At 54.0% G+C, this 19,373-nt stretch carries 32 protein-coding genes; all 32 read left to right on the plus strand.

What is annotated here, in order from left to right:
* Positions 1-7 precede the first annotated feature (7 nt).
* The 32 genes from rpsG to GHO32_RS05815 all read left to right on the plus strand — a co-directional run bounded on the left by rpsG (position 8) and on the right by GHO32_RS05815 (position 19,315).
* A complete protein-coding gene (gene rpsG / locus GHO32_RS05660) occupies positions 8-478 on the plus strand; it encodes a 30S ribosomal protein S7 (RefSeq protein ID WP_019409900.1) in 471 nt (156 codons plus the stop codon).
* A 30-nt stretch (positions 479-508) separates the two neighbouring features.
* Entirely contained in the window at positions 509-2,611 is a 2,103-nt protein-coding gene (gene fusA / locus GHO32_RS05665) for an elongation factor G (RefSeq protein WP_123751627.1), read from the plus strand.
* A gap of 35 nt (positions 2,612-2,646) precedes the next feature.
* Positions 2,647-3,840, plus strand: coding sequence for an elongation factor Tu (tuf, locus tag GHO32_RS05670; RefSeq protein ID WP_123751628.1), 1,194 nt, complete (start codon positions 2,647-2,649; stop codon positions 3,838-3,840).
* Positions 3,841-3,983: 143 nt separating this feature from the next.
* Positions 3,984-4,295 (plus strand): 30S ribosomal protein S10, encoded by a 312-nt coding sequence (rpsJ, locus tag GHO32_RS05675; RefSeq protein ID WP_003186070.1) that lies wholly within the window; start codon positions 3,984-3,986, stop codon positions 4,293-4,295.
* Between the two features lie 81 nt (positions 4,296-4,376).
* Positions 4,377-5,012, plus strand: coding sequence for a 50S ribosomal protein L3 (gene rplC, locus GHO32_RS05680; protein WP_019409902.1), 636 nt, complete (start codon positions 4,377-4,379; stop codon positions 5,010-5,012).
* A gap of 12 nt (positions 5,013-5,024) precedes the next feature.
* Positions 5,025-5,627 (plus strand): 50S ribosomal protein L4, encoded by a 603-nt coding sequence (rplD, locus tag GHO32_RS05685; protein ID WP_048373846.1) that lies wholly within the window; start codon positions 5,025-5,027, stop codon positions 5,625-5,627.
* The gene (rplW, locus tag GHO32_RS05690) at positions 5,624-5,923 is read left to right on the plus strand and encodes a 50S ribosomal protein L23 (protein ID WP_003444375.1); all 300 of its coding nucleotides are present in this window, start codon (positions 5,624-5,626) and stop codon (positions 5,921-5,923) included. The genes rplD and rplW overlap by 4 nt, the downstream gene beginning before the upstream one ends.
* A gap of 14 nt (positions 5,924-5,937) precedes the next feature.
* The gene (rplB, locus tag GHO32_RS05695; RefSeq protein ID WP_048373844.1) at positions 5,938-6,762 is read left to right on the plus strand and encodes a 50S ribosomal protein L2; all 825 of its coding nucleotides are present in this window, start codon (positions 5,938-5,940) and stop codon (positions 6,760-6,762) included.
* A 16-nt stretch (positions 6,763-6,778) separates the two neighbouring features.
* Positions 6,779-7,054, plus strand: a complete 276-nt coding sequence (rpsS, locus tag GHO32_RS05700) for a 30S ribosomal protein S19 (protein ID WP_003232420.1) — start codon at positions 6,779-6,781, stop codon at positions 7,052-7,054.
* 13 nt (positions 7,055-7,067) lie between these two features.
* Positions 7,068-7,400 (plus strand): 50S ribosomal protein L22, encoded by a 333-nt coding sequence (gene rplV, locus GHO32_RS05705; RefSeq protein ID WP_003444373.1) that lies wholly within the window; start codon positions 7,068-7,070, stop codon positions 7,398-7,400.
* A gap of 13 nt (positions 7,401-7,413) precedes the next feature.
* Positions 7,414-8,100 carry a 30S ribosomal protein S3 gene (gene rpsC / locus GHO32_RS05710; protein WP_003176422.1) on the plus strand — a complete coding sequence of 229 codons (687 nt, stop codon included), beginning with the start codon at positions 7,414-7,416 and terminating at the stop codon, positions 8,098-8,100.
* A gap of 12 nt (positions 8,101-8,112) precedes the next feature.
* The gene (gene rplP, locus GHO32_RS05715) at positions 8,113-8,526 is read left to right on the plus strand and encodes a 50S ribosomal protein L16 (RefSeq protein ID WP_019409905.1); all 414 of its coding nucleotides are present in this window, start codon (positions 8,113-8,115) and stop codon (positions 8,524-8,526) included.
* Entirely contained in the window at positions 8,526-8,717 is a 192-nt protein-coding gene (gene rpmC, locus GHO32_RS05720) for a 50S ribosomal protein L29 (RefSeq protein WP_003444371.1), read from the plus strand. The genes rplP and rpmC overlap by 1 nt, the downstream gene beginning before the upstream one ends.
* 2 nt (positions 8,718-8,719) lie before the next feature.
* On the plus strand, positions 8,720-8,986 hold the full coding sequence (rpsQ, locus tag GHO32_RS05725; protein ID WP_003176419.1) for a 30S ribosomal protein S17: 267 nt from the start codon (positions 8,720-8,722) through the stop codon (positions 8,984-8,986).
* A 23-nt stretch (positions 8,987-9,009) separates the two neighbouring features.
* Positions 9,010-9,378 carry a 50S ribosomal protein L14 gene (rplN, locus tag GHO32_RS05730; protein ID WP_011063774.1) on the plus strand — a complete coding sequence of 123 codons (369 nt, stop codon included), beginning with the start codon at positions 9,010-9,012 and terminating at the stop codon, positions 9,376-9,378.
* 11 nt (positions 9,379-9,389) lie between these two features.
* Entirely contained in the window at positions 9,390-9,704 is a 315-nt protein-coding gene (gene rplX / locus GHO32_RS05735) for a 50S ribosomal protein L24 (protein ID WP_048373841.1), read from the plus strand.
* A 22-nt stretch (positions 9,705-9,726) separates the two neighbouring features.
* Positions 9,727-10,266, plus strand: a complete 540-nt coding sequence (gene rplE, locus GHO32_RS05740; RefSeq protein WP_003186044.1) for a 50S ribosomal protein L5 — start codon at positions 9,727-9,729, stop codon at positions 10,264-10,266.
* A gap of 13 nt (positions 10,267-10,279) precedes the next feature.
* Positions 10,280-10,585: a 30S ribosomal protein S14 gene (gene rpsN, locus GHO32_RS05745; RefSeq protein WP_048373839.1), complete on the plus strand. Its 306-nt coding sequence runs from the start codon at positions 10,280-10,282 to the stop codon at positions 10,583-10,585.
* Between the two features lie 212 nt (positions 10,586-10,797).
* Complete coding sequence (gene rpsH / locus GHO32_RS05750) at positions 10,798-11,190, plus strand: 30S ribosomal protein S8 (RefSeq protein WP_048373837.1); 393 nt, start codon at positions 10,798-10,800, stop codon at positions 11,188-11,190.
* Positions 11,191-11,202: 12 nt separating this feature from the next.
* Entirely contained in the window at positions 11,203-11,736 is a 534-nt protein-coding gene (gene rplF / locus GHO32_RS05755) for a 50S ribosomal protein L6 (protein WP_003176412.1), read from the plus strand.
* Positions 11,737-11,746: 10 nt separating this feature from the next.
* The gene (gene rplR, locus GHO32_RS05760) at positions 11,747-12,097 is read left to right on the plus strand and encodes a 50S ribosomal protein L18 (protein WP_003444364.1); all 351 of its coding nucleotides are present in this window, start codon (positions 11,747-11,749) and stop codon (positions 12,095-12,097) included.
* A gap of 3 nt (positions 12,098-12,100) precedes the next feature.
* Positions 12,101-12,601, plus strand: a complete 501-nt coding sequence (gene rpsE, locus GHO32_RS05765) for a 30S ribosomal protein S5 (RefSeq protein WP_003186035.1) — start codon at positions 12,101-12,103, stop codon at positions 12,599-12,601.
* 2 nt (positions 12,602-12,603) lie between these two features.
* Positions 12,604-12,780: a 50S ribosomal protein L30 gene (gene rpmD, locus GHO32_RS05770; protein WP_003176408.1), complete on the plus strand. Its 177-nt coding sequence runs from the start codon at positions 12,604-12,606 to the stop codon at positions 12,778-12,780.
* Positions 12,781-12,783: 3 nt separating this feature from the next.
* Positions 12,784-13,221 carry a 50S ribosomal protein L15 gene (rplO, locus tag GHO32_RS05775; RefSeq protein ID WP_048373834.1) on the plus strand — a complete coding sequence of 146 codons (438 nt, stop codon included), beginning with the start codon at positions 12,784-12,786 and terminating at the stop codon, positions 13,219-13,221.
* Positions 13,222-14,550 carry a preprotein translocase subunit SecY gene (secY, locus tag GHO32_RS05780; protein ID WP_003444361.1) on the plus strand — a complete coding sequence of 443 codons (1,329 nt, stop codon included), beginning with the start codon at positions 13,222-13,224 and terminating at the stop codon, positions 14,548-14,550.
* Between the two features lie 28 nt (positions 14,551-14,578).
* Positions 14,579-14,695 carry a 50S ribosomal protein L36 gene (gene rpmJ, locus GHO32_RS05785; protein ID WP_002555468.1) on the plus strand — a complete coding sequence of 39 codons (117 nt, stop codon included), beginning with the start codon at positions 14,579-14,581 and terminating at the stop codon, positions 14,693-14,695.
* Positions 14,696-14,824: 129 nt separating this feature from the next.
* On the plus strand, positions 14,825-15,181 hold the full coding sequence (gene rpsM, locus GHO32_RS05790; RefSeq protein WP_019409909.1) for a 30S ribosomal protein S13: 357 nt from the start codon (positions 14,825-14,827) through the stop codon (positions 15,179-15,181).
* A gap of 30 nt (positions 15,182-15,211) precedes the next feature.
* Positions 15,212-15,601, plus strand: a complete 390-nt coding sequence (gene rpsK, locus GHO32_RS05795; RefSeq protein ID WP_002555466.1) for a 30S ribosomal protein S11 — start codon at positions 15,212-15,214, stop codon at positions 15,599-15,601.
* A gap of 18 nt (positions 15,602-15,619) precedes the next feature.
* Positions 15,620-16,240, plus strand: a complete 621-nt coding sequence (rpsD, locus tag GHO32_RS05800; RefSeq protein WP_003444359.1) for a 30S ribosomal protein S4 — start codon at positions 15,620-15,622, stop codon at positions 16,238-16,240.
* 22 nt (positions 16,241-16,262) lie between these two features.
* Positions 16,263-17,264, plus strand: coding sequence for a DNA-directed RNA polymerase subunit alpha (gene rpoA, locus GHO32_RS05805; protein WP_003176403.1), 1,002 nt, complete (start codon positions 16,263-16,265; stop codon positions 17,262-17,264).
* Positions 17,265-17,306: 42 nt separating this feature from the next.
* Positions 17,307-17,693 (plus strand): 50S ribosomal protein L17, encoded by a 387-nt coding sequence (gene rplQ / locus GHO32_RS05810; RefSeq protein ID WP_047277870.1) that lies wholly within the window; start codon positions 17,307-17,309, stop codon positions 17,691-17,693.
* Between the two features lie 173 nt (positions 17,694-17,866).
* Complete coding sequence (locus tag GHO32_RS05815; RefSeq protein ID WP_048373827.1) at positions 17,867-19,315, plus strand: catalase; 1,449 nt, start codon at positions 17,867-17,869, stop codon at positions 19,313-19,315.
* Positions 19,316-19,373 lie beyond the last annotated feature (58 nt).

Genomic DNA, 19,373 nt, shown 5'->3' on the forward strand with positions numbered 1-19,373 from the left:
CTTATCCATGCCAAGAAGACGCGTAGCAGCCAAGCGCGAAGTGCTTGACGATCCAAAATACGGAAGCCAAATCCTGGCCAAGTTCATGAACCACGTGATGGAAAGCGGTAAAAAAGCCGTTGCCGAGCGTATCGTTTATGGCGCGCTGGAAAAGGTTAAAGAACGTAAGAACGGCGATCCCCTGGAACTCTTCGAGAAAGCACTCGACGCCATCGCTCCGCTGGTCGAAGTGAAGTCGCGCCGTGTAGGCGGTGCTACTTACCAGGTTCCGGTCGAAGTTCGTCCTTCCCGTCGTAACGCTTTGGCAATGCGCTGGTTGGTAGACTTCGCACGTAAGCGTGGCGAAAAGTCTATGGCTTTGCGCTTGGCTGGCGAACTGCTGGACGCTGCTGAAGGCAAGGGCGCAGCAGTTAAGAAGCGTGAAGACGTGCACCGTATGGCTGAAGCTAACAAAGCTTTCTCGCACTACCGCTTCTAATTTCAGCGCTATTCACTTTGCGAGGGCTTTATGGCTCGTACTACACCGATTAACCGCTACCGTAACATTGGTATCTGTGCACACGTGGACGCGGGTAAAACCACGACTACTGAGCGGGTACTTTTTTACACTGGCAAAAGTCACAAGATGGGCGAGGTGCATGATGGCGCCGCGACCACAGACTGGATGGTGCAGGAGCAGGAGCGTGGTATTACCATTACTTCTGCTGCGATCACTACCTTTTGGCAGGGTTCTAACAAGCAGTACGATAACTACCGCTTCAACGTAATCGATACCCCGGGCCACGTAGACTTCACTATTGAAGTTGAGCGTTCCCTGCGTGTACTCGATGGCGCGGTTGTTGTGTTCTGCGGCACCTCGGGTGTTGAGCCTCAGTCCGAAACCGTATGGCGTCAAGCCAACAAGTACGGCGTTCCGCGTCTTGTTTACGTAAACAAGATGGACCGTGCTGGTGCGAACTTCCTGCGCGTGATCGGTCAGATCAAAACTCGTCTGGGTCACACTCCGGTGCCTATCCAGTTGGCTATCGGTTCCGAAGACAACTTCCAGGGTCAGATCGATCTGATGTCCATGGAAGCGGTTTACTGGAGCGATGCTGACAAGGGTATGACTGCTCGTCGTGAAGCTATTCCTGCAGAGCTGCAAGAGTTGGCTGAAGAGTGGCGCAGCAACATGGTTGAGGCTGCGGCTGAAGCTAGCGAAGAGCTGATGAACAAGTACCTGGAAGGTGAAGAACTCACCATTCCGGAAATCAAAGCGGCTCTGCGTCAGCGTACTATCGCTGGCGAGATCGTTTTGGCTGTTTGCGGTTCTTCCTTCAAGAACAAGGGCGTTCCCCTGGTTCTCGACGCCGTGATCGACTACCTGCCGGCCCCGGTAGATATTCCTGCCATCAAGGGTACTGACCCGGATGACGAGACTATCGAGCTGGAGCGTCATGCAGACGACAACGAGCCGTTCTCGGCTCTGGCGTTCAAGATCGCGACTGACCCATTCGTGGGTACTTTGACCTTCGTCCGCGTTTACTCGGGCGTGTTGAACTCCGGTGACGGCGTAATCAACTCGGTTAAAGGCAAGAAAGAGCGCGTGGGTCGTATGGTGCAAATGCACGCTAACGCCCGCGAAGAGATCAAGGAAGTACGCGCTGGTGACATCGCGGCCTTGATCGGCATGAAGGACGTCACCACTGGTGAAACCTTGTGCAACGCTGACAAGCCAATCATCCTGGTTCGCATGGACTTCCCGGAGCCGGTTATTTCGGTTGCCGTTGAGCCAAAAACCAAGGATGACCAGGAAAAAATGGGTATCGCACTGGGCAAACTTGCTCAGGAAGACCCGTCTTTCCGCGTTAAAACTGATGAAGAGACTGGTCAGACGATCATCTCCGGCATGGGCGAATTGCACCTCGACATCCTGGTTGACCGGATGAAGCGTGAGTTCAACGTTGAAGCCAACATCGGTAAGCCTCAGGTTTCTTATCGTGAGCGCATCACGAAGAACTGTGAAATCGAAGGCAAGTTCGTTCGTCAGTCCGGCGGTCGTGGTCAGTTTGGTCACTGCTGGATCCGTTTTGCACCTGCTGACGAAGGTCAGGAAGGTCTGCAGTTCGTGAACGAAGTGGTAGGTGGTGTGGTTCCTAAGGAATACATCCCGGCTATCCAGAAGGGTATCGAAGAGCAGATGAAGAACGGTGTTGTTGCCGGCTATCCGCTGATCGGCCTGAAGGCTACCGTGTTTGATGGTTCTTACCACGACGTCGACTCCAACGAGATGGCGTTTAAGGTGGCTGCTTCCATGGCTACCAAGCAACTGGCCCAGAAGGGCGGTGGTGAGTTGCTTGAGCCGATCATGGCGGTAGAGGTTGTTACACCTGAAGACTATATGGGTGACGTGATGGGCGACTTGAACCGTCGTCGCGGCATGATCCAGGGTATGGAAGATACGGTCTCCGGCAAAGTTATTCGTGCTGAAGTTCCGTTGGGCGAGATGTTCGGTTATGCGACCGACGTTCGTTCCATGTCTCAGGGTCGCGCAAGCTACTCTATGGAATTCAAAAAATACGATACAGCGCCGTCGCACATCGTCGATGCTGTTACTAAAAAACAAGGCTGATTTAGTTCAGTCCTTTAGGCAAGGAGTTAATTGTCGTGGCTAAAGAAAAATTTGATCGTTCCCTACCGCACGTCAACGTTGGCACTATCGGTCACGTTGACCATGGTAAAACCACGCTGACCGCAGCTCTGACTCGTGTTTGCTCCGAAGTTTTCGGTTCTGCTCGTGTTGACTTCGACAAGATCGACAGCGCGCCAGAAGAAAAAGCTCGTGGTATCACCATCAACACTGCTCACGTTGAGTACAACTCGACTATTCGTCACTACGCTCACGTTGACTGCCCAGGTCACGCTGACTACGTGAAGAACATGATCACTGGTGCTGCCCAAATGGACGGCGCGATCCTGGTTTGTTCGGCCGCTGATGGTCCGATGCCACAAACTCGTGAGCACATCCTGCTGTCCCGTCAGGTAGGCGTTCCGTACATCGTGGTTTTCCTGAACAAGGCTGACCTGGTAGACGACGCTGAGCTGCTGGAACTGGTTGAGATGGAAGTGCGCGATCTGCTGAGCACTTACGACTTCCCAGGCGACGACACTCCGATCATCATCGGTTCTGCTCGTATGGCTCTGGAAGGCCTGGACGACAACGAAATGGGCACCACTGCCGTTCGTAAACTGGTTGAAACTCTGGATACCTACATCCCAGAACCAGTTCGTCTGACCGACAAGCCGTTCCTGATGCCAATCGAAGACGTATTCTCGATCTCTGGTCGCGGTACTGTTGTGACTGGCCGTATCGAGCGCGGTATCGTTCGCGTTCAAGATCCACTGGAAATCGTTGGTCTGCGTGACACAACTGTTACCACTTGCACCGGCGTTGAAATGTTCCGCAAACTGCTCGACGAAGGTCGTGCTGGCGAGAACTGCGGCGTTCTGCTGCGTGGTACCAAGCGTGACGACGTTGAGCGTGGTCAGGTTCTGGTTAAGCCAGGCACTGTTAAGCCTCACACCAAGTTCACCGCAGAAGTATACGTTCTGAGCAAAGAAGAAGGCGGCCGTCATACTCCGTTCTTCAAAGGCTACCGTCCACAGTTCTACTTCCGTACTACTGACGTGACTGGTAACTGCGAGCTGCCAGAAGGCGTTGAAATGGTAATGCCAGGTGACAACATTCAAATGACTGTTACCCTGATCAAAACCATCGCAATGGAAGATGGTCTGCGTTTCGCTATCCGTGAAGGCGGTCGTACCGTCGGCGCTGGCGTCGTAGCCAAAATCATCGAGTAATCGATGATTGCATGAAAAAGCCCCCGCTCAGCGGGGGCTTTTTTTATTGAGTTGACACCTAGTGGGGTCGTCTATAGAATTGCGCCTCCTTTAAACGGGCGTATTGCGCTCGGTGGGAACAGCAATCTGGAGTCTGAAATCCAATGCAAAATCAGCAAATCCGTATCAGGTTGAAGGCTTTTGACCATCGCCTGATCGACCAATCAACCCAGGAAATCGTGGAAACCGCGAAACGTACTGGTGCTCAAGTGCGTGGTCCAATTCCACTGCCTACCCGTAAAGAGCGGTTCACCGTTCTGGTCTCCCCGCACGTCAACAAAGACGCGCGTGACCAGTACGAGATCCGTACTCATAAGCGCGTTCTGGACATCGTTCAGCCAACGGATAAAACCGTTGATGCACTTATGAAGCTTGATCTTGCGGCCGGTGTGGAAGTGCAGATCAGCCTCGGCTAAGACTTGGGTCTTAGTCGTGTAACGCTCTGAAATGGGCGGCCATAGCGGGTGAAAGCCCCGTACACTCATGAGGTTTACAACATGACTATTGGTGTAGTCGGTCGTAAATGCGGTATGACCCGTATTTTCACCGAAGAAGGTGTCTCCATTCCGGTCACGGTCATTGAGATCGAGCCGAATCGCGTCACCCAGTTCAAAACTGAAGAAACCGATGGCTATCGTGCAGTGCAAGTCACTGTCGGCGAGCGTCGCGCTTCGCGTGTAACCGCTGCTCAGGCGGGTCACTTCGCCAAGGCAAACGTTGCTGCTGGTCGTACCGTGCTGGAATTCCGTCTTGAAGAAGGCGAGTACCAAGCTGGCGATCTGATCAACGCTGAAATCTTCGCTGCTGGTCAACTGGTTGATGTAACCGGGCAGTCCAAAGGTAAAGGCTTCCAGGGTACGATCAAGCGTTGGAATTTCCGTGGCCAAGATAACACTCACGGTAACTCCGTTTCCCACCGCGTCCCGGGCTCTATTGGCCAGTGCCAGACTCCTGGTCGTGTATTCAAGGGCAAAAAAATGTCCGGTCATATGGGCGCTGAGCGCGTGACCGTGCAGTCCCTCGAAGTAGTGCGCGTCGACGCTGAACGCAATCTGTTGTTGGTCAAGGGTGCTGTTCCTGGCGCTACTGGCGGCAACCTGGTTGTACGTCCAGCGGCCAAGGCTCGCGGTTAAGGGGAAGCTGACATGCAATTAAACGTAAATGACGCTCAGGCGATCGAAGTTTCCGAACTGACTTTCGGCGGCGAATTCAACGAGACGCTGGTTCACCAAGCAGTCGTGGCCTACATGGCTGGCGGCCGTCAAGGTAGCAAGCAGCAAAAGACCCGTTCTGATGTTCGTGGTGGCGGTAAGCGCCCTTGGCGTCAGAAAGGTACTGGCCGTGCTCGTGCTGGTACTATCCGTAGCCCAATCTGGCGTGGCGGCGGTACCACTTTCGCAGCTCGTCCACAGGATCACTCTCAGAAGCTCAACAAGAAGATGTATCGCGCAGCACTGCGCTCCATCCTTGCTGAACTCGTGCGTACTGATCGTCTGGTCGTGGTTCAGGACTTCGCTGTTGAAGCGCCAAAAACCAAAGATCTGCTGAACAAACTGAATGGCATGGGTCTGACTGACGTCCTGATCGTGTCCGAAGTTGTTGATCAGAACCTGTACCTGGCTGCTCGCAACCTGCCACACGTTGATGTACGTGACGTGCAAGGTTCCGATCCAGTTAGTCTGATCGCATACGACAAGGTGTTGATCACCGTGTCGGCCGTGAAGAAATTCGAGGAGCTGCTGGGATGAACCAGGAACGCGTATTTAAAGTTCTGCTTGGCCCGCACGTTTCCGAGAAGGCTACGGTTCTGGCAGACAAGAAAGGCCAGTTCGTTTTCAAGGTTGCTACAGACGCAACCAAGCTGGAAATCAAGAAGGCCGTCGAAAGCCTGTTCAGCGTGAAAGTTGAGCGTGTTACTACCCTGAACGTTCTGGGTAAGAGCAAGCGCACCGCTCGCGGCGTGGGCAAGCGTAATGACTGGAAGAAGGCAGTAATTTCCCTTCAGCCAGGCCAAGATCTCGATTTCAGCAGCAGTGCTGAGTAAGGAAGGGGTGCATCATGGCAATCGTTAAATGCAAACCGACTTCCCCTGGCCGCCGTCATGTGGTCAAGGTGGTCAACAAGGAGCTGCACAAAGGCGCTCCTCACGCACCGCTGCTCGAGAAAAAATCGAAGTCTGGTGGTCGTAACAACAATGGCCGCATTACCACGCGTCACATCGGTGGTGGTCATAAGCAGCATTACCGTATGGTCGACTTCCGTCGCAACGACAAAGATGGCATTCCAGCCACTGTTGAGCGTATCGAATACGATCCAAACCGTACTGCTCACATTGCTCTTATGCTGTACGCAGACGGCGAACGCCGTTACATCATCGCCCCTAAAGGCGTGAGCGCTGGTGACCAGCTGATCTCGGGTGCTTTGGCTCCGATCAAGCCAGGTAACTCGCTGCAACTGCGCAGCATTCCAGTAGGTAGCACCGTACACGGCATCGAATTGAAGCCAGGTAAAGGCGCGCAAATCGCTCGTTCCGCTGGTGCTTCGGCTCAGCTGGTAGCTCGCGAAGGTGTCTACGTGACCCTGCGTCTGCGTTCTGGTGAAATGCGTAAAGTATTGGCTGAATGCCGTGCAACGCTGGGCGAAGTCTCGAACTCCGAGCACAGCCTGCGTTCGCTGGGTAAAGCTGGTGCCAAACGCTGGCGTGGCGTTCGCCCAACCGTTCGTGGTGTTGCCATGAACCCGGTTGACCACCCACATGGTGGTGGTGAAGGTCGTACCTCTGGTGGTCGTCATCCGGTATCGCCATGGGGCTTCCCGACTAAGGGCGCGAAGACTCGTGGTAATAAGCGTACCGACAAAATGATCGTCCGTCGTCGCAAGTAAATAGAGGGATACGACAGTGCCACGTTCTCTGAAAAAAGGTCCTTTTATTGATCTTCACCTACTGAAGAAGATCGAAGTGGCGGCGGAAAAGAACGATCGCAAACCGGTGAAAACCTGGTCGCGTCGTTCGATGATCCTGCCACAAATGGTCGGTCTGACCATCGCTGTGCATAACGGTCGTCTGCATGTTCCAGTTCTCGTGAACGAAGACATGGTTGGCCATAAACTGGGCGAGTTTGCCGGTACCCGCACTTATCGTGGGCACGTGGCTGACAAGAAAGCCAAGCGTTAAGGGGTAAGGAACGATGGAAGTAGCCGCTAAGTTGTCGGGCGCTCGAATCTCCGCCCAGAAAGCCCGCTTGGTCGCCGACCAGATCCGCGGGAAGAAGGTGGGCGAAGCGCTCAACCTGTTGGCTTTCAGCAACAAGAAAGCCGCCGAGATCATCAAAAAAGTGCTGGAGTCGGCCGTAGCCAACGCCGAGCATAACGAAGGCGCTGACGTTGACGACCTGAAAGTCGCCACCGTTTTCGTCAACGAAGGGCGTTCGCTGAAGCGCATCATGCCGCGTGCCAAAGGCCGCGCTGATCGCATCGTCAAGCGGTCTTGCCATATCACTGTCAAGGTTGCTGACAAGTAACGGAGTCGAAGAGATGGGTCAGAAAGTACATCCCATTGGCATTCGCCTGGGAATCGTCAAGGAGCACACCTCCGTCTGGTACGCAGACGGCCGGACTTATGCGGACTACTTGTTCGCTGATCTGAAGGTGCGTGAATACCTCCAAGACAAACTAAAAAGCGCGTCCGTAAGCCGTATCGATATTCATCGTCCGGCCCAAACTGCACGCATCACCATCCACACCGCTCGTCCAGGTATCGTTATCGGGAAGAAAGGTGAAGATGTTGAGAAGCTGCGTCAGGACCTGACCAAGCAAATGGGTGTGCCTGTGCACATCAATATCGAAGAGATCCGCAAGCCGGAGCTCGACGGTATGCTGGTTGCGCAGAGCGTAGCTCAGCAGCTGGAGCGTCGTGTAATGTTCCGTCGCGCGATGAAACGCGCTGTACAGAACGCTATGCGCATTGGTGCCAAAGGCATCAAAATCCAAGTGAGCGGTCGTCTCGGCGGTGCTGAAATCGCACGTACTGAATGGTATCGCGAAGGTCGTGTGCCATTGCACACCCTGCGTGCCGACATCGACTATGCCAACTACGAAGCTCACACCACTTACGGTGTGATCGGTGTAAAGGTTTGGATCTTCAAAGGCGAAGTAATCGGTGGTCGCCAAGAAGAGCTGAAGCCACAAGCACCAGCGCCTCGTAAAAAAGCTGCTAAGTAAGGGGTACGCAAAATGTTACAACCTAAGCGTACGAAGTTCCGCAAGCAAATGACTGGCCACAACCGTGGCTTGGCACTGCGCGGTAGCAAAGTCAGCTTCGGCGAGTATGCGCTGAAGTCTGTTGCTCGTGGTCGTCTCACCGCTCGTCAGATCGAATCAGCGCGTCGTGCACTGACCCGTCACGTTAAGCGTGGCGGCAAGATCTGGATCCGTGTATTCCCGGACAAGCCTATTTCCAAAAAGCCTCTCGAAGTTCGGATGGGTAAAGGTAAGGGTAACGTGGAATACTGGGTTGCCCAGATTCAGCCAGGCAAAGTCCTGTATGAAATCGAGGGTGTTTCTGAAGAGCTGGCGCGTGAGGCTTTCGCCCTGGCTGCTGCAAAGCTGCCGCTCGCCACCTCCTTTGTTAAACGGACGGTGATGTGATGAAAGCGAATGAACTTCGTGAAAAATCCGCACAGCAGCTGAACGAGCAACTGCTCGGCTTGCTGCGCGACCAGTTCAATCTGCGCATGCAGAAAGCAACTGGCCAGTTGGGGCAGTCGCATCTGCTCTCGCAAGTTAAGCGTGACATCGCTCGCGTGAAGACTGTGCTCAAACAGCAGGCAGGTAAGTAATCATGGCTGAAGCCGAAAAAACTGTCCGTACGCTGACTGGCCGTGTTGTCAGCGACAAGATGGACAAGACCATCACCGTTCTGATCGAACGTCGCGTTAAGCACCCGATCTACGGTAAATACGTTAAGCGTTCGACTAAGCTGCACGCGCACGACGAAACCAATCAGTGCCACATCGGCGACAAAGTCACTATTCGTGAAACTCGTCCGCTGGCCAAGACTAAGTCTTGGGCTCTGGTTGATGTTCTCGAACGCGCTGTGGAAGTCTAAGGACTAGGGGTCGGAGAAATTATATGATTCAGACTCAATCCATGCTCGATGTGGCCGATAACAGCGGCGCACGCCGTGTTATGTGCATCAAGGTGCTGGGTGGCTCCCATCGTCGTTACGCTGGTATCGGTGACATCATCAAAGTTACCGTGAAGGAAGCAATTCCTCGCGGTAAAGTGAAAAAAGGCCAAGTGATGACTGCTGTAGTAGTCCGCACTCGTCACGGCGTACGTCGTGCTGATGGCTCCATTATCCGCTTTGATGGCAACGCTGCTGTTCTTCTGAACAACAAGCAAGAGCCGATCGGCACCCGTATCTTTGGGCCAGTGACCCGTGAACTTCGCAACGAGAAGTTCATGAAGATCGTCTCGCTCGCCCCAGAAGTGCTGTAAGGAGATCCGACATGCAAAAGATTCGTCGTGACGACGAGATCATCGTGATCGCCGGCAAAGACAAAGGTAAGCGCGGTAAGGTGCTTAAGGTTCTCGCTAACAACCGTCTGGTTGTTGGTGGTCTGAACCTGGTTAAGCGTCATACCAAGCCTAACCCGATGTCGGGCGTGCAAGGCGGTATCGTCGAGAAAGAAGCTCCACTGGACGCTTCTAACGTGGCCATTTTCAACGGCGAAACCAACAAGGCTGACCGCGTTGGTTTCAAAGTAGAAGAAGGCAAAAAAATTCGTGTCTTCAAGTCGACCCAAAAAGCGGTTGATGCTTGAACACTGCTAGGTAGATGAGACCATGGCACGACTAAAAGAGATTTACCGGAAGGAAATCGCTCCGAAACTTAAGGAAGAACTTAAGCTTTCGAACGTGATGGAAGTTCCGCGCGTTACCAAAATCACCCTGAACATGGGCTTGGGCGAAGCGATCGGCGACAAAAAAGTCATCGAGCACGCAGTAGCTGATTTGGAAAAAATCACCGGTCAAAAAGTTGTTGTGACCTACGCTCGCAAATCCATCGCTGGCTTTAAAGTCCGTGAAGGTTGGCCGATCGGCGTCAAAGTAACTCTGCGCCGTGAGCGTATGTACGAATTCCTGGATCGTTTGCTGTCGATCTCCCTGCCTCGGGTTCGCGACTTCCGCGGCCTGAATGCCAAGTCCTTCGATGGTCGTGGCAACTACAGCATGGGCGTTAAAGAGCAGATCATTTTCCCGGAAATTGACTACGACAAAATCGATGCTCTTCGCGGTCTGGACATCACCCTGACCACCACTGCTCGGACGGATGACGAAGGTCGCGCATTGCTGCGTGCTTTCAAATTCCCGTTCCGCAACTGATTGGAGTAGGACCATGGCCAAGATGAGCATGAAAAACCGCGAGCTGAAACGTCAGCTCACGGTTGCCAAGTTCGCCAAGAAGCGTGCTGAGCTGAAAGCTATCATCGTTGATCTGAACGCAAGTCCAGAAGCACGTTGGGAAGCTCAAATCGCTCTGCAGAAGCAGCCACGTGACGCAAGCGCTTCGCGCATGCGTAACCGCTGCCGCCTGACTGGTCGTCCGCACGGTGTTTACCGCAAGTTCGGCCTGGGCCGTAACAAATTGCGTGAAGCAGCAATGCGCGGTGACGTACCAGGTCTGGTTAAAGCTAGCTGGTAAGGCGTACCGACAAAGTTATCGCTGTCGGGGTCGCAAGATCCTGACAGCCGGTGACCTTGTACTTGAATCAAGCCCCTATTGGGGCTTGATTCATTTCTGGCGTGTGTCTAGAATGACCGGCTCGCCAGAGCCTGTGCTTTTTGAGCACAGAGTCACTCGGTGACAGTTGTAGCCGCAAGGCTAATTCTTTTTGTATCAGGAGCGTCTAGCCCATGAGTATGCAGGACCCGTTAGCGGACATGCTAACTCGAATCCGTAATGCCCAGATGGCTGAAAAGTCTGTCGTAAGCATGCCGTCTTCCACGTTGAAGGTAGCTGTAGCCAAAGTTCTGAAGGACGAAGGTTACATCGCGGATTTTCAGATCAGCAGCGAAATCAAACCACTGCTGTCTATCGAGCTGAAGTACTTCGAAGGCCGTCCGGTTATCGAAGAAGTAAAGCGCGTTAGCCGTCCAGGTCTGCGTCAGTACAAGTCCTCCGATGATCTGCCAAAAGTTCGTGGCGGTCTCGGTGTGTCCATCGTCTCCACCAACAAAGGTGTGATGACGGATCGTGCTGCGCGCGCTGCCGGTGTCGGCGGCGAAGTTCTTTGCACAGTGTTCTAAGGGGGGATAAGCATGTCACGCGTCGCTAAGAACCCCGTTAAGCTGCCAGCTGGTGTCGAAGTTAAATTCGCCGGCCAACAGCTTTCGGTGAAGGGTGCTAAAGGCACTCTAGAACTGAACATCCATTCGTCGGTTGAAATCGTTGAAGAAGCTGGTGAGCTGCGTTTCGCTGCTCGCAATGGCGATCAACAAACTCGCGCAATGGCTGGTACCACTCGTGCGTTGGTAAACAACATGGTCCAAGGCGTAAGCCAAGGCTTCGAGCGTAAGCTCCAGCTGGTCGGTGTTGGTTACAAAGCGCAAGCAAAAGGCACAGTGCTGAACCTGGCTCTTGGCTTCTCGCACCCAGTGGATTACGAACTGCCGGAAGGCATCACCGCTGAGACTCCTAGCCAGACCGATATCCTGATCAAGGGCATCGACAAGCAGCTGGTAGGTCAAGTGGCCGCTGAGATCCGCGACTTCCGTCCACCAGAGCCTTACAAAGGTAAAGGTGTGCGTTACGCGGACGAAGTCGTCCGCCGTAAAGAAGCCAAGAAGAAGTAGGGCCTAGCAAATGACCGACAAAAAAGTTACTCGACTGCGTCGCGCTCGCAAAGCACGTCTGAAAATGCACGAATTAGAAGTCGTGCGTCTCTGCGTGTTCCGCTCTTCGCAGCACATCTATGCCCAGGTCATCTCGGCCGACGGCAGCAAAGTCCTGGCAAGCGCCTCGACTTTGGACAAAGAACTGCGTGATGCTGCCACTGGCAACATCGACGCGGCCACAAAGGTTGGCCAGCTGGTCGCTACGCGTGCAAAAGCCGCTGGCGTCTCGCAGGTGGCTTTCGACCGCTCTGGCTTCAAGTACCACGGCCGCGTGAAAGCGCTGGCTGAGGCTGCTCGTGAAGCTGGGCTGGAGTTCTAAGTTATGTCAAATAACGACCAAAAGCGCGACGAAGGCTACATTGAGAAGCTGGTTCAAGTTAACCGCGTAGCCAAAACCGTTAAAGGCGGCCGTATCTTCACTTTCACCGCGTTGACCGTGGTTGGTGATGGTAAAGGGCGCGTTGGCTTCGGCCGTGGCAAGTCACGTGAAGTGCCTGCTGCGATCCAGAAGGCAATGGAAGCTGCTCGCCGCAACATGATTCAAGTTGACCTGAACGGCACAACTCTGCAGTACGCAATGAAGTCCGCTCACGGCGCTTCGAAGGTGTACATGCAGCCTGCTTCTGAAGGTACCGGTATCATCGCTGGCGGCGCTATGCGTGCTGTCCTCGAAGTTGCTGGCGTTCAGAACGTTCTGGCTAAGTGCTACGGCTCGACTAACCCAGTAAACGTGGTTCACGCCACTTTCAAAGGTTTGAAAGCTATGCAATCTCCTGAGTCCATCGCTGCTAAGCGTGGCAAAAGCGTCAAGGAGATCTTCTGATCATGGCTACCGTAAAAGTAACGCTGATCAAAAGCATGACCGGCCGTATCCCTAACCACAAACTGTGCGTTAAGGGTTTGGGTCTGCGTCGCATCGGTCACACTGTAGAAGTCCAGGATACTCCCGAGAATCGCGGGATGATCAACAAGGCTTACTACATGCTGCGTGTCGAGGGTTAATCGATGAAACTCAATGATCTGAGTCCAGCGCCGGGTTCCCGTCGCGAAAAGCATCGTCCGGGCCGTGGTATCGGTAGTGGTTTGGGTAAGACTGGTGGCCGTGGTCACAAAGGTCAAACTTCCCGCTCCGGTGGCACAATTGCTCCAGGCTTTGAAGGCGGTCAACAGCCGCTGCATCGTCGTCTGCCTAAGTTCGGTTTCGTTTCCCTGAAAGCTATGGATCGCGCAGAAGTGCGTCTGTCCGAGCTGGCTAAAGTGGAAGGCGACATCGTTACTCTGCAGACCCTGAAAGATGCCAACGTGATCAACGTCAACGTACTGCGTGTGAAAATCATGCTGTCCGGTGAAGTTACTCGCGCTGTCACAATCGGCAAGGGAATCGGCGCCACCAAAGGTGCGCGTTCGGCTATCGAAGCAGCTGGCGGCAAGTTCGAGGAATAAATGGCTAAGCAAGGTGCTCTCTCAGCGCTCAGCAAAGGCGGGTTATCCGAGCTCTGGGCTCGTCTGCGTTTTCTATTCCTGGCGATTATCGTCTACCGGATAGGCGCACACATTCCAGTTCCAGGCATTAACCCCGACCGGCTGGCGGACCTGTTTCGACAGAATGAGGGGACCATACTTAGCTTGTTCAACATGTTTTCCGGCGGTGCGCTGGAGCGGATGAGTATTTTTGCGCTGGGGATCATGCCGTACATTTCGGCATCGATCATCATGCAGCTTATGTCCGCTGTCAGCCCGCAACTGGAGCAGTTGAAGAAGGAAGGTGAAGCTGGTCGTCGCAAGATAAGCCAGTACACCCGCTACCTCACTGTCGCTCTTGCTCTCGTCCAGGCCATTGGCATGTCCATTGGTCTGGCGGGGCAGGGCGTAGCGTTCACTGGTGATCTAGGCTTCCATTTCGTTGCAGTAACCACATTTGTGGCGGGTGCAATGTTCATGATGTGGCTGGGTGAGCAGATTACTGAGCGTGGTGTTGGCAACGGTATCTCGATGTTGATTTTTTCGGGTATCGTCGCCGGTCTTCCGAGAGCAATTGGGCAGTCTTTTGAGTCTGCGCGTCAGGGCGATATCAATATCTTCGCCTTGGTTGCTATCGGTTTGCTGGCAGTAGCGATTATCGGTTTCGTGGTGTTCATTGAGCGTGGTCAGCGTCGTATTGCTGTTCACTACGCCAAGCGTCAGCAAGGCCGCAAGGTGTTTGCTGCGCAGACTAGCCACCTACCGCTGAAAGTGAATATGGCCGGTGTTATTCCGGCTATTTTTGCGAGCAGCATTTTGCTGTTCCCGGCTTCGCTGGGTGCCTGGTTCGGTCAGTCTGAAGGTATGGGCTGGTTGCAGGACATCTCGCAGTCGATCGCTCCTGGTCAGCCGTTGAATATTCTGCTGTTTAGTGCAGGGATTATTTTCTTCTGCTTCTTCTATACGGCGTTGATGTTCAATCCGAAAGACGTAGCGGAAAACCTGAAGAAGTCCGGTGCCTTTATTCCGGGTATCCGTCCAGGTGAGCAGTCGGCACGCTATATTGATGGCGTTTTGACTCGTTTGACTCTGTTCGGTGCTCTTTATATGACGGCCGTATGTCTGCTGCCCCAGTTCTTGGTGGTTGCGGCAAACGTTCCGTTCTACCTTGGCGGGACCTCGTTGCTGATCGTGGTCGTGGTTGTTATGGACTTTATGTCGCAAGTACAATCGCACCTCGTTTCGCACCAGTACGAATCCCTGATGAAGAAAGCCAACCTGAAGGGCTACGGCAGCGGCATGCTGCGCTGAAGTTCCCATAAGGTTAGAGGAGTTGGTGATGAAAGTTCGTGCATCGGTGAAAAAGCTGTGCCGTAACTGCAAGATTATTCGCCGCGAAGGTGTTGTTCGGGTAATTTGCAGCGCGGAACCACGTCACAAACAGCGCCAAGGCTGAGTGTGATCTGTTTGAAGCCCAGCAGCTAGTGCGCTGCTGGGTTGATTATTTGTTATTACAGCGATATTATCTCGCGCCCTATTTCTTGGCTTCCGGGGCGTAGGTAGCTGTCAATTGGAGTCCCACTGAATGGCCCGTATTGCAGGCGTTAACATTCCAGATAACAAGCACACTGTTATCTCGCTGACCTACATCTATGGTGTTGGTCGCACTACTGCACAGAAAATCTGTGTGGATGCTGGTGTAAACCCAGCCGCTAAGATCAAGGATCTGAGCGACGAGCAGATTGAGTTGCTGCGTGGCGAAGTGGCAAAGTTCACCACTGAAGGTGACCTGCGTCGTGAAGTCAACATGAAAATCAAACGCTTGATGGACTTGGGCTGCTACCGCGGTCTGCGCCATCGTCGTGGTCTTCCAGTGCGCGGTCAGCGTACCAAGACCAACGCGCGTACTCGCAAAGGTCCGCGTAAGCCGATCCGCAAGTAATCGCACCAGCGAATCGACAGGAATTTAGTCATGGCAAAACCTGCTGCTCGTCCTCGTAAAAAAGTAAAAAAGACAGTGGTTGATGGCATCGCCCACATCCACGCGTCTTTCAACAACACAATCGTGACCATCACCGACCGTCAGGGTAACGCGCTTTCTTGGGCTACCTCCGGTGGTTCGGGTTTCCGCGGTTCTCGCAAGTCCACCCCGTTCGCTGCTCAAGTAGCTGCTGAACGTGCTGGTCAAGCTGCGCTGGAATATGGCCTGAAAAACCTTGACGTTAACGTTAAGGGCCCAGGTCCAGGTCGTGAGTCCGCTGTCCGTGCTTTGAACGGCTGTGGCTATAAGATCGCCAGCATCACCGACGTGACGCCAATCCCGCACAACGGGTGCCGTCCGCCGAAGAAGCGCCGCGTGTAATCCAGGAGACTGTAAAGAATGGCTCGTTACATTGGTCCAAAATGCAAACTGGCACGTCGTGAAGGCACTGATCTCTTCCTGAAGAGTGGTGTGCGCGCTATCGAATCGAAGTGCAATATTGAAGCTGCTCCAGGCATCCACGGCCAACGCCGCGGTCGCCAATCCGACTACGGCACCCAACTGCGTGAAAAGCAGAAGGTCCGTCGTATCTACGGCGTTCTCGAGCGTCAATTCAGCGGCTACTACAAACAAGCTGCTGGCAAGAAAGGCGCAACTGGCGAAAACCTGTTGCAACTGCTCGAATGCCGTCTGGATAACGTCGTATACCGTATGGGCTTCGGTTCTACTCGTGCCGAATCCCGTCAGTTGGTATCGCACAAGTCGATCAGCGTAAACGGTCAAACCGTTAACGTTCCGTCCTACCAGGTTCGTGCTGGTGACGTGGTCGCTATCCGCGAGAAAGCAAAGAACCAGCTTCGCATTGTCCAAGCTCTCGATCTGTGTGCCCAACGTGGCCGCGTAGAATGGGTAGAAGTAGACACTGAGAAGAAGTCGGGCGTTTTCAAGAACGTTCCAGCTCGCAGTGATCTGTCCGCCGACATCAACGAAAGCCTGATTGTCGAGCTCTACTCCAAGTAAGGGCTAGAAAATAGGTGCATCCATGCAGATTTCGGTAAATGAGTTCCTGACACCCCGCCACATTGATGTGCAGGTTGTCAGTCCAACCCGCGCTAAAATCACTCTCGAGCCTCTCGAGCGTGGTTTTGGCCACACCCTGGGCAACGCGCTGCGCCGCATCCTGTTGTCCTCAATGCCAGGCTGTGCAGTAGTCGAGGCCGAGATTGATGGTGTGCTCCACGAGTACAGCGCCATCGAAGGTGTACAGGAAGACGTAATTGAAATCCTGTTGAACCTTAAAGGTCTGGCTATCAAGCTGCACGGCCGTGACGAAGTTACGCTGACCTTGTCGAAGAAGGGTTCGGGGGTGGTTACCGCTGCCGATATTCAGCTGGATCATGATGTCGAGATCGTTAATCCCGATCACGTAATCGCCAACCTGGCGTCTAACGGCGCCTTGAACATGAAGCTCACCGTAGCTCGTGGTCGTGGTTATGAACCAGCCGACTCGCGTCAGAGCGATGAAGACGAAAGCCGCAGCATCGGTCGCTTGCAGCTCGACTCTTCGTTCAGCCCGGTTCGCCGTATCGCATACGTGGTGGAAAACGCCCGTGTCGAGCAGCGTACTAACCTGGACAAGTTGGTAATTGATCTGGAGACCAACGGTACACTGGATCCTGAAGAGGCTATCCGTCGTGCTGCAACCATCCTGCAACAGCAGTTGGCTGCATTCGTCGACCTCAAAGGTGACAGCGAGCCAGTGGTTATCGAACAGGAAGACGAGATCGATCCGATCCTGCTTCGTCCGGTTGACGATCTGGAACTGACCGTGCGTTCGGCCAACTGCCTTAAGGCGGAGAACATTTACTACATTGGTGACCTGATTCAGCGCACCGAAGTAGAACTGTTGAAGACTCCGAACCTGGGCAAGAAATCCTTGACTGAAATCAAGGACGTTCTGGCCTCCCGTGGTCTGTCCCTCGGCATGCGCCTCGACAACTGGCCGCCTGCAAGTCTTAAGAAGGACGACAAGGCGACTGCCTGATCGTCGTAATCACCGAACGTTGTGTTTGGTAAGGAATGAACCATGCGTCATCGTAAAAGTGGTCGTCACCTGAGCCGCACTAGCTCGCACCGCAAGGCTATGTTTCAAAACATGGCAGTGTCGCTGTTCGAGCACGAGCTGATCAAAACGACTCTGCCGAAAGCCAAAGAACTGCGTCGCGTTGCTGAGCCGCTGATCACTCTGGCCAAGAACGATTCTGTTGCTAACCGCCGTCTGGCTTTCGACCGCACTCGTTCGAAAGCTATCGTTGGTAAGCTGTTCAACGATCTGGGCAAGCGTTATGCAACTCGTGAGGGTGGCTACCTGCGCATCCTCAAGTGCGGTTTCCGCGCTGGCGACAACGCGCCTATGGCGTACGTCGAGTTGGTTGATCGTCCAGTTGGCGGTGAAGCTGTATCCGCTGAGTAAGACGTCAGTCTCTACAAAAAACCGGGCCTAGTGCCCGGTTTTTTGTGTCCGTTCGATAATAAAAAGCTATTGAGTTCGACAATTTAATGCATTTGCCCACACAGGTATCGTGGTCAATACTCTTCCTCAGCCGATTAGCCGGCAGCATCAAGACTGACTGAGGAAGGATTAGCATGAGCCAGACCAAAACCCTGACGACCGCCAGCGGCGCCCCTGTTGCTGACAACCAGAACTCTCGTTCGGCTGGGCCTCGAGGCCCGTTGTTGCTCGATGACTTTCACCTGATCGAAAAGCTCGCGCACTTCAACCGCGAAAATATTCCAGAGCGTCGTGTGCACGCCAAAGGTTCGGCTGCCCATGGCACGTTCACACTGACCCGTGACATCAGCCAATACAGCAGCGCCAAGCTGTTTGACACCGTTGGCAAGCAAACCCCGACCTTCTTGCGCTTCTCAACCGTGGGCGGTGAGCGTGGCTCTGCGGACACCGAGCGCGACCCGCGTGGTTTTGCCCTCAAGTTCTACACCGAAGAAGGCAACTGGGACATCGTGGGTAACAACACCCCAGTTTTCTTTATTCGTGATCCGCTGAAATTCCCTGACTTTATCCACACCCAAAAACGCTTGCCGCAAAGCAACCTTAAAAGTGCGCAGATGAAGTGGGACTTCTGGTCGCATTCACCAGAATCGCTGCACCAGGTCACCATCCTGTTCTCGGACCGTGGCATTCCTGATGGCTATCGCCACATGCACGGTTTTGGCAGTCACACCTACAGCCTGATCAATGCGGCTGGTGAACGTCATTGGGTCAAGTGGCATTACAAAACCAAGCAAGGCATCAAGAACTTGCCGCCAGAAGAAGCTGCACGTCTGGCGGGGACTGACCCGGACTACGCCCAGCGTGATCTGTTCGAAGCCATCGAGCGCGGTGACTATCCGAAATGGCGTGTGTGCATCCAGATCATGACCGAGGCCCAAGCGGCAACGCATCGCGATAACCCGTTTGATGTGACTAAAACCTGGTCGCAAAAAGAGTTCCCGTTGATCGAGATCGGCGAACTTGAGCTCAACCGCAACCCGCTCAACTACTTTGCAGAAGTTGAACAGGCTGCGTTCGGCCCAAGCAACATGATCCCGGGTGTCGGTCTGTCCCCTGATCGCATGCTGCAAGGCCGTGTATTCGCTTACGCGGATGCTCACCGTTACCGTGTAGGCACCAACCACCAGCACCTGCCCATCAACGCCCCGCGTGTGCCTGCGCACAACTATCAGCGCGACGGCTCCATGGCCTATGGCAACAACGGGGGGGCTGCGCCTAACTACGAACCCAACAGCTATGCTGACGCGCCCAAGCAAGCCCCGCAGTATGCTGAACCGCCATTGGCGCTCAGTGGCGCAGCAGACCGCTACGACCACCGTGAAGACACCGACTACTACAGCTACGCAGGTGCTCTTTTCCGCTTGATGAATGATGACCAGAAAGCCCTGCTCATCAACAACATCGCCGGTGCGATGGAAGGGGTGACCGACGACGTTGTTCAGCGTCAGTTGCAACACTTCCTCAAAGCAGACCCGGCCTACGGTCAAGGCGTTGCCAAAGCCTTGGGTGTAACGGTGAAGTAAGTCTAAGTGAGAAGCAGAACCGCCCGCAAATGGGCGGTTTTTGCGTTATTTAGGCGTG

This window comes from Pseudomonas sp. FSL R10-2189 (assembly GCF_009600325.1).
Lineage (GTDB): Bacteria > Pseudomonadota > Gammaproteobacteria > Pseudomonadales > Pseudomonadaceae > Aquipseudomonas > Aquipseudomonas helleri.

What these genes read in the sequence shown, in the direction of transcription:
- rpoA (WP_003176403.1), top strand. Translation starts at nt 16,263, where the DNA reads ATGCAGATTTCGGTAAATGAGTTCCTGACACCCCGCCACATTGATGTG.
- rplX (WP_048373841.1), top strand. Translation starts at nt 9,390, where the DNA reads ATGCAAAAGATTCGTCGTGACGACGAGATCATCGTGATCGCCGGCAAA.
- fusA (WP_123751627.1), top strand. Translation starts at nt 509, where the DNA reads ATGGCTCGTACTACACCGATTAACCGCTACCGTAACATTGGTATCTGT.
- rplV (WP_003444373.1), top strand. Translation starts at nt 7,068, where the DNA reads ATGGAAGTAGCCGCTAAGTTGTCGGGCGCTCGAATCTCCGCCCAGAAA.
- rpmD (WP_003176408.1), top strand. Translation starts at nt 12,604, where the DNA reads ATGGCTACCGTAAAAGTAACGCTGATCAAAAGCATGACCGGCCGTATC.
- rplD (WP_048373846.1), top strand. Translation starts at nt 5,025, where the DNA reads ATGCAATTAAACGTAAATGACGCTCAGGCGATCGAAGTTTCCGAACTG.
- rpmC (WP_003444371.1), top strand. Translation starts at nt 8,526, where the DNA reads ATGAAAGCGAATGAACTTCGTGAAAAATCCGCACAGCAGCTGAACGAG.
- rplN (WP_011063774.1), top strand. Translation starts at nt 9,010, where the DNA reads ATGATTCAGACTCAATCCATGCTCGATGTGGCCGATAACAGCGGCGCA.
- rpsJ (WP_003186070.1), top strand. Translation starts at nt 3,984, where the DNA reads ATGCAAAATCAGCAAATCCGTATCAGGTTGAAGGCTTTTGACCATCGC.
- rpsK (WP_002555466.1), top strand. Translation starts at nt 15,212, where the DNA reads ATGGCAAAACCTGCTGCTCGTCCTCGTAAAAAAGTAAAAAAGACAGTG.
- rpsM (WP_019409909.1), top strand. Translation starts at nt 14,825, where the DNA reads ATGGCCCGTATTGCAGGCGTTAACATTCCAGATAACAAGCACACTGTT.
- rplP (WP_019409905.1), top strand. Translation starts at nt 8,113, where the DNA reads ATGTTACAACCTAAGCGTACGAAGTTCCGCAAGCAAATGACTGGCCAC.
- rplE (WP_003186044.1), top strand. Translation starts at nt 9,727, where the DNA reads ATGGCACGACTAAAAGAGATTTACCGGAAGGAAATCGCTCCGAAACTT.
- rpsC (WP_003176422.1), top strand. Translation starts at nt 7,414, where the DNA reads ATGGGTCAGAAAGTACATCCCATTGGCATTCGCCTGGGAATCGTCAAG.
- rplB (WP_048373844.1), top strand. Translation starts at nt 5,938, where the DNA reads ATGGCAATCGTTAAATGCAAACCGACTTCCCCTGGCCGCCGTCATGTG.
- rplR (WP_003444364.1), top strand. Translation starts at nt 11,747, where the DNA reads ATGACCGACAAAAAAGTTACTCGACTGCGTCGCGCTCGCAAAGCACGT.
- rplC (WP_019409902.1), top strand. Translation starts at nt 4,377, where the DNA reads ATGACTATTGGTGTAGTCGGTCGTAAATGCGGTATGACCCGTATTTTC.
- rpsD (WP_003444359.1), top strand. Translation starts at nt 15,620, where the DNA reads ATGGCTCGTTACATTGGTCCAAAATGCAAACTGGCACGTCGTGAAGGC.
- rpsH (WP_048373837.1), top strand. Translation starts at nt 10,798, where the DNA reads ATGAGTATGCAGGACCCGTTAGCGGACATGCTAACTCGAATCCGTAAT.
- rpsG (WP_019409900.1), top strand. Translation starts at nt 8, where the DNA reads ATGCCAAGAAGACGCGTAGCAGCCAAGCGCGAAGTGCTTGACGATCCA.
- rpsE (WP_003186035.1), top strand. Translation starts at nt 12,101, where the DNA reads ATGTCAAATAACGACCAAAAGCGCGACGAAGGCTACATTGAGAAGCTG.
- rplO (WP_048373834.1), top strand. Translation starts at nt 12,784, where the DNA reads ATGAAACTCAATGATCTGAGTCCAGCGCCGGGTTCCCGTCGCGAAAAG.
- GHO32_RS05815 (WP_048373827.1), top strand. Translation starts at nt 17,867, where the DNA reads ATGAGCCAGACCAAAACCCTGACGACCGCCAGCGGCGCCCCTGTTGCT.
- rpsQ (WP_003176419.1), top strand. Translation starts at nt 8,720, where the DNA reads ATGGCTGAAGCCGAAAAAACTGTCCGTACGCTGACTGGCCGTGTTGTC.
- rplF (WP_003176412.1), top strand. Translation starts at nt 11,203, where the DNA reads ATGTCACGCGTCGCTAAGAACCCCGTTAAGCTGCCAGCTGGTGTCGAA.
- rplW (WP_003444375.1), top strand. Translation starts at nt 5,624, where the DNA reads ATGAACCAGGAACGCGTATTTAAAGTTCTGCTTGGCCCGCACGTTTCC.
- rpmJ (WP_002555468.1), top strand. Translation starts at nt 14,579, where the DNA reads ATGAAAGTTCGTGCATCGGTGAAAAAGCTGTGCCGTAACTGCAAGATT.
- rplQ (WP_047277870.1), top strand. Translation starts at nt 17,307, where the DNA reads ATGCGTCATCGTAAAAGTGGTCGTCACCTGAGCCGCACTAGCTCGCAC.
- rpsN (WP_048373839.1), top strand. Translation starts at nt 10,280, where the DNA reads ATGGCCAAGATGAGCATGAAAAACCGCGAGCTGAAACGTCAGCTCACG.
- secY (WP_003444361.1), top strand. Translation starts at nt 13,222, where the DNA reads ATGGCTAAGCAAGGTGCTCTCTCAGCGCTCAGCAAAGGCGGGTTATCC.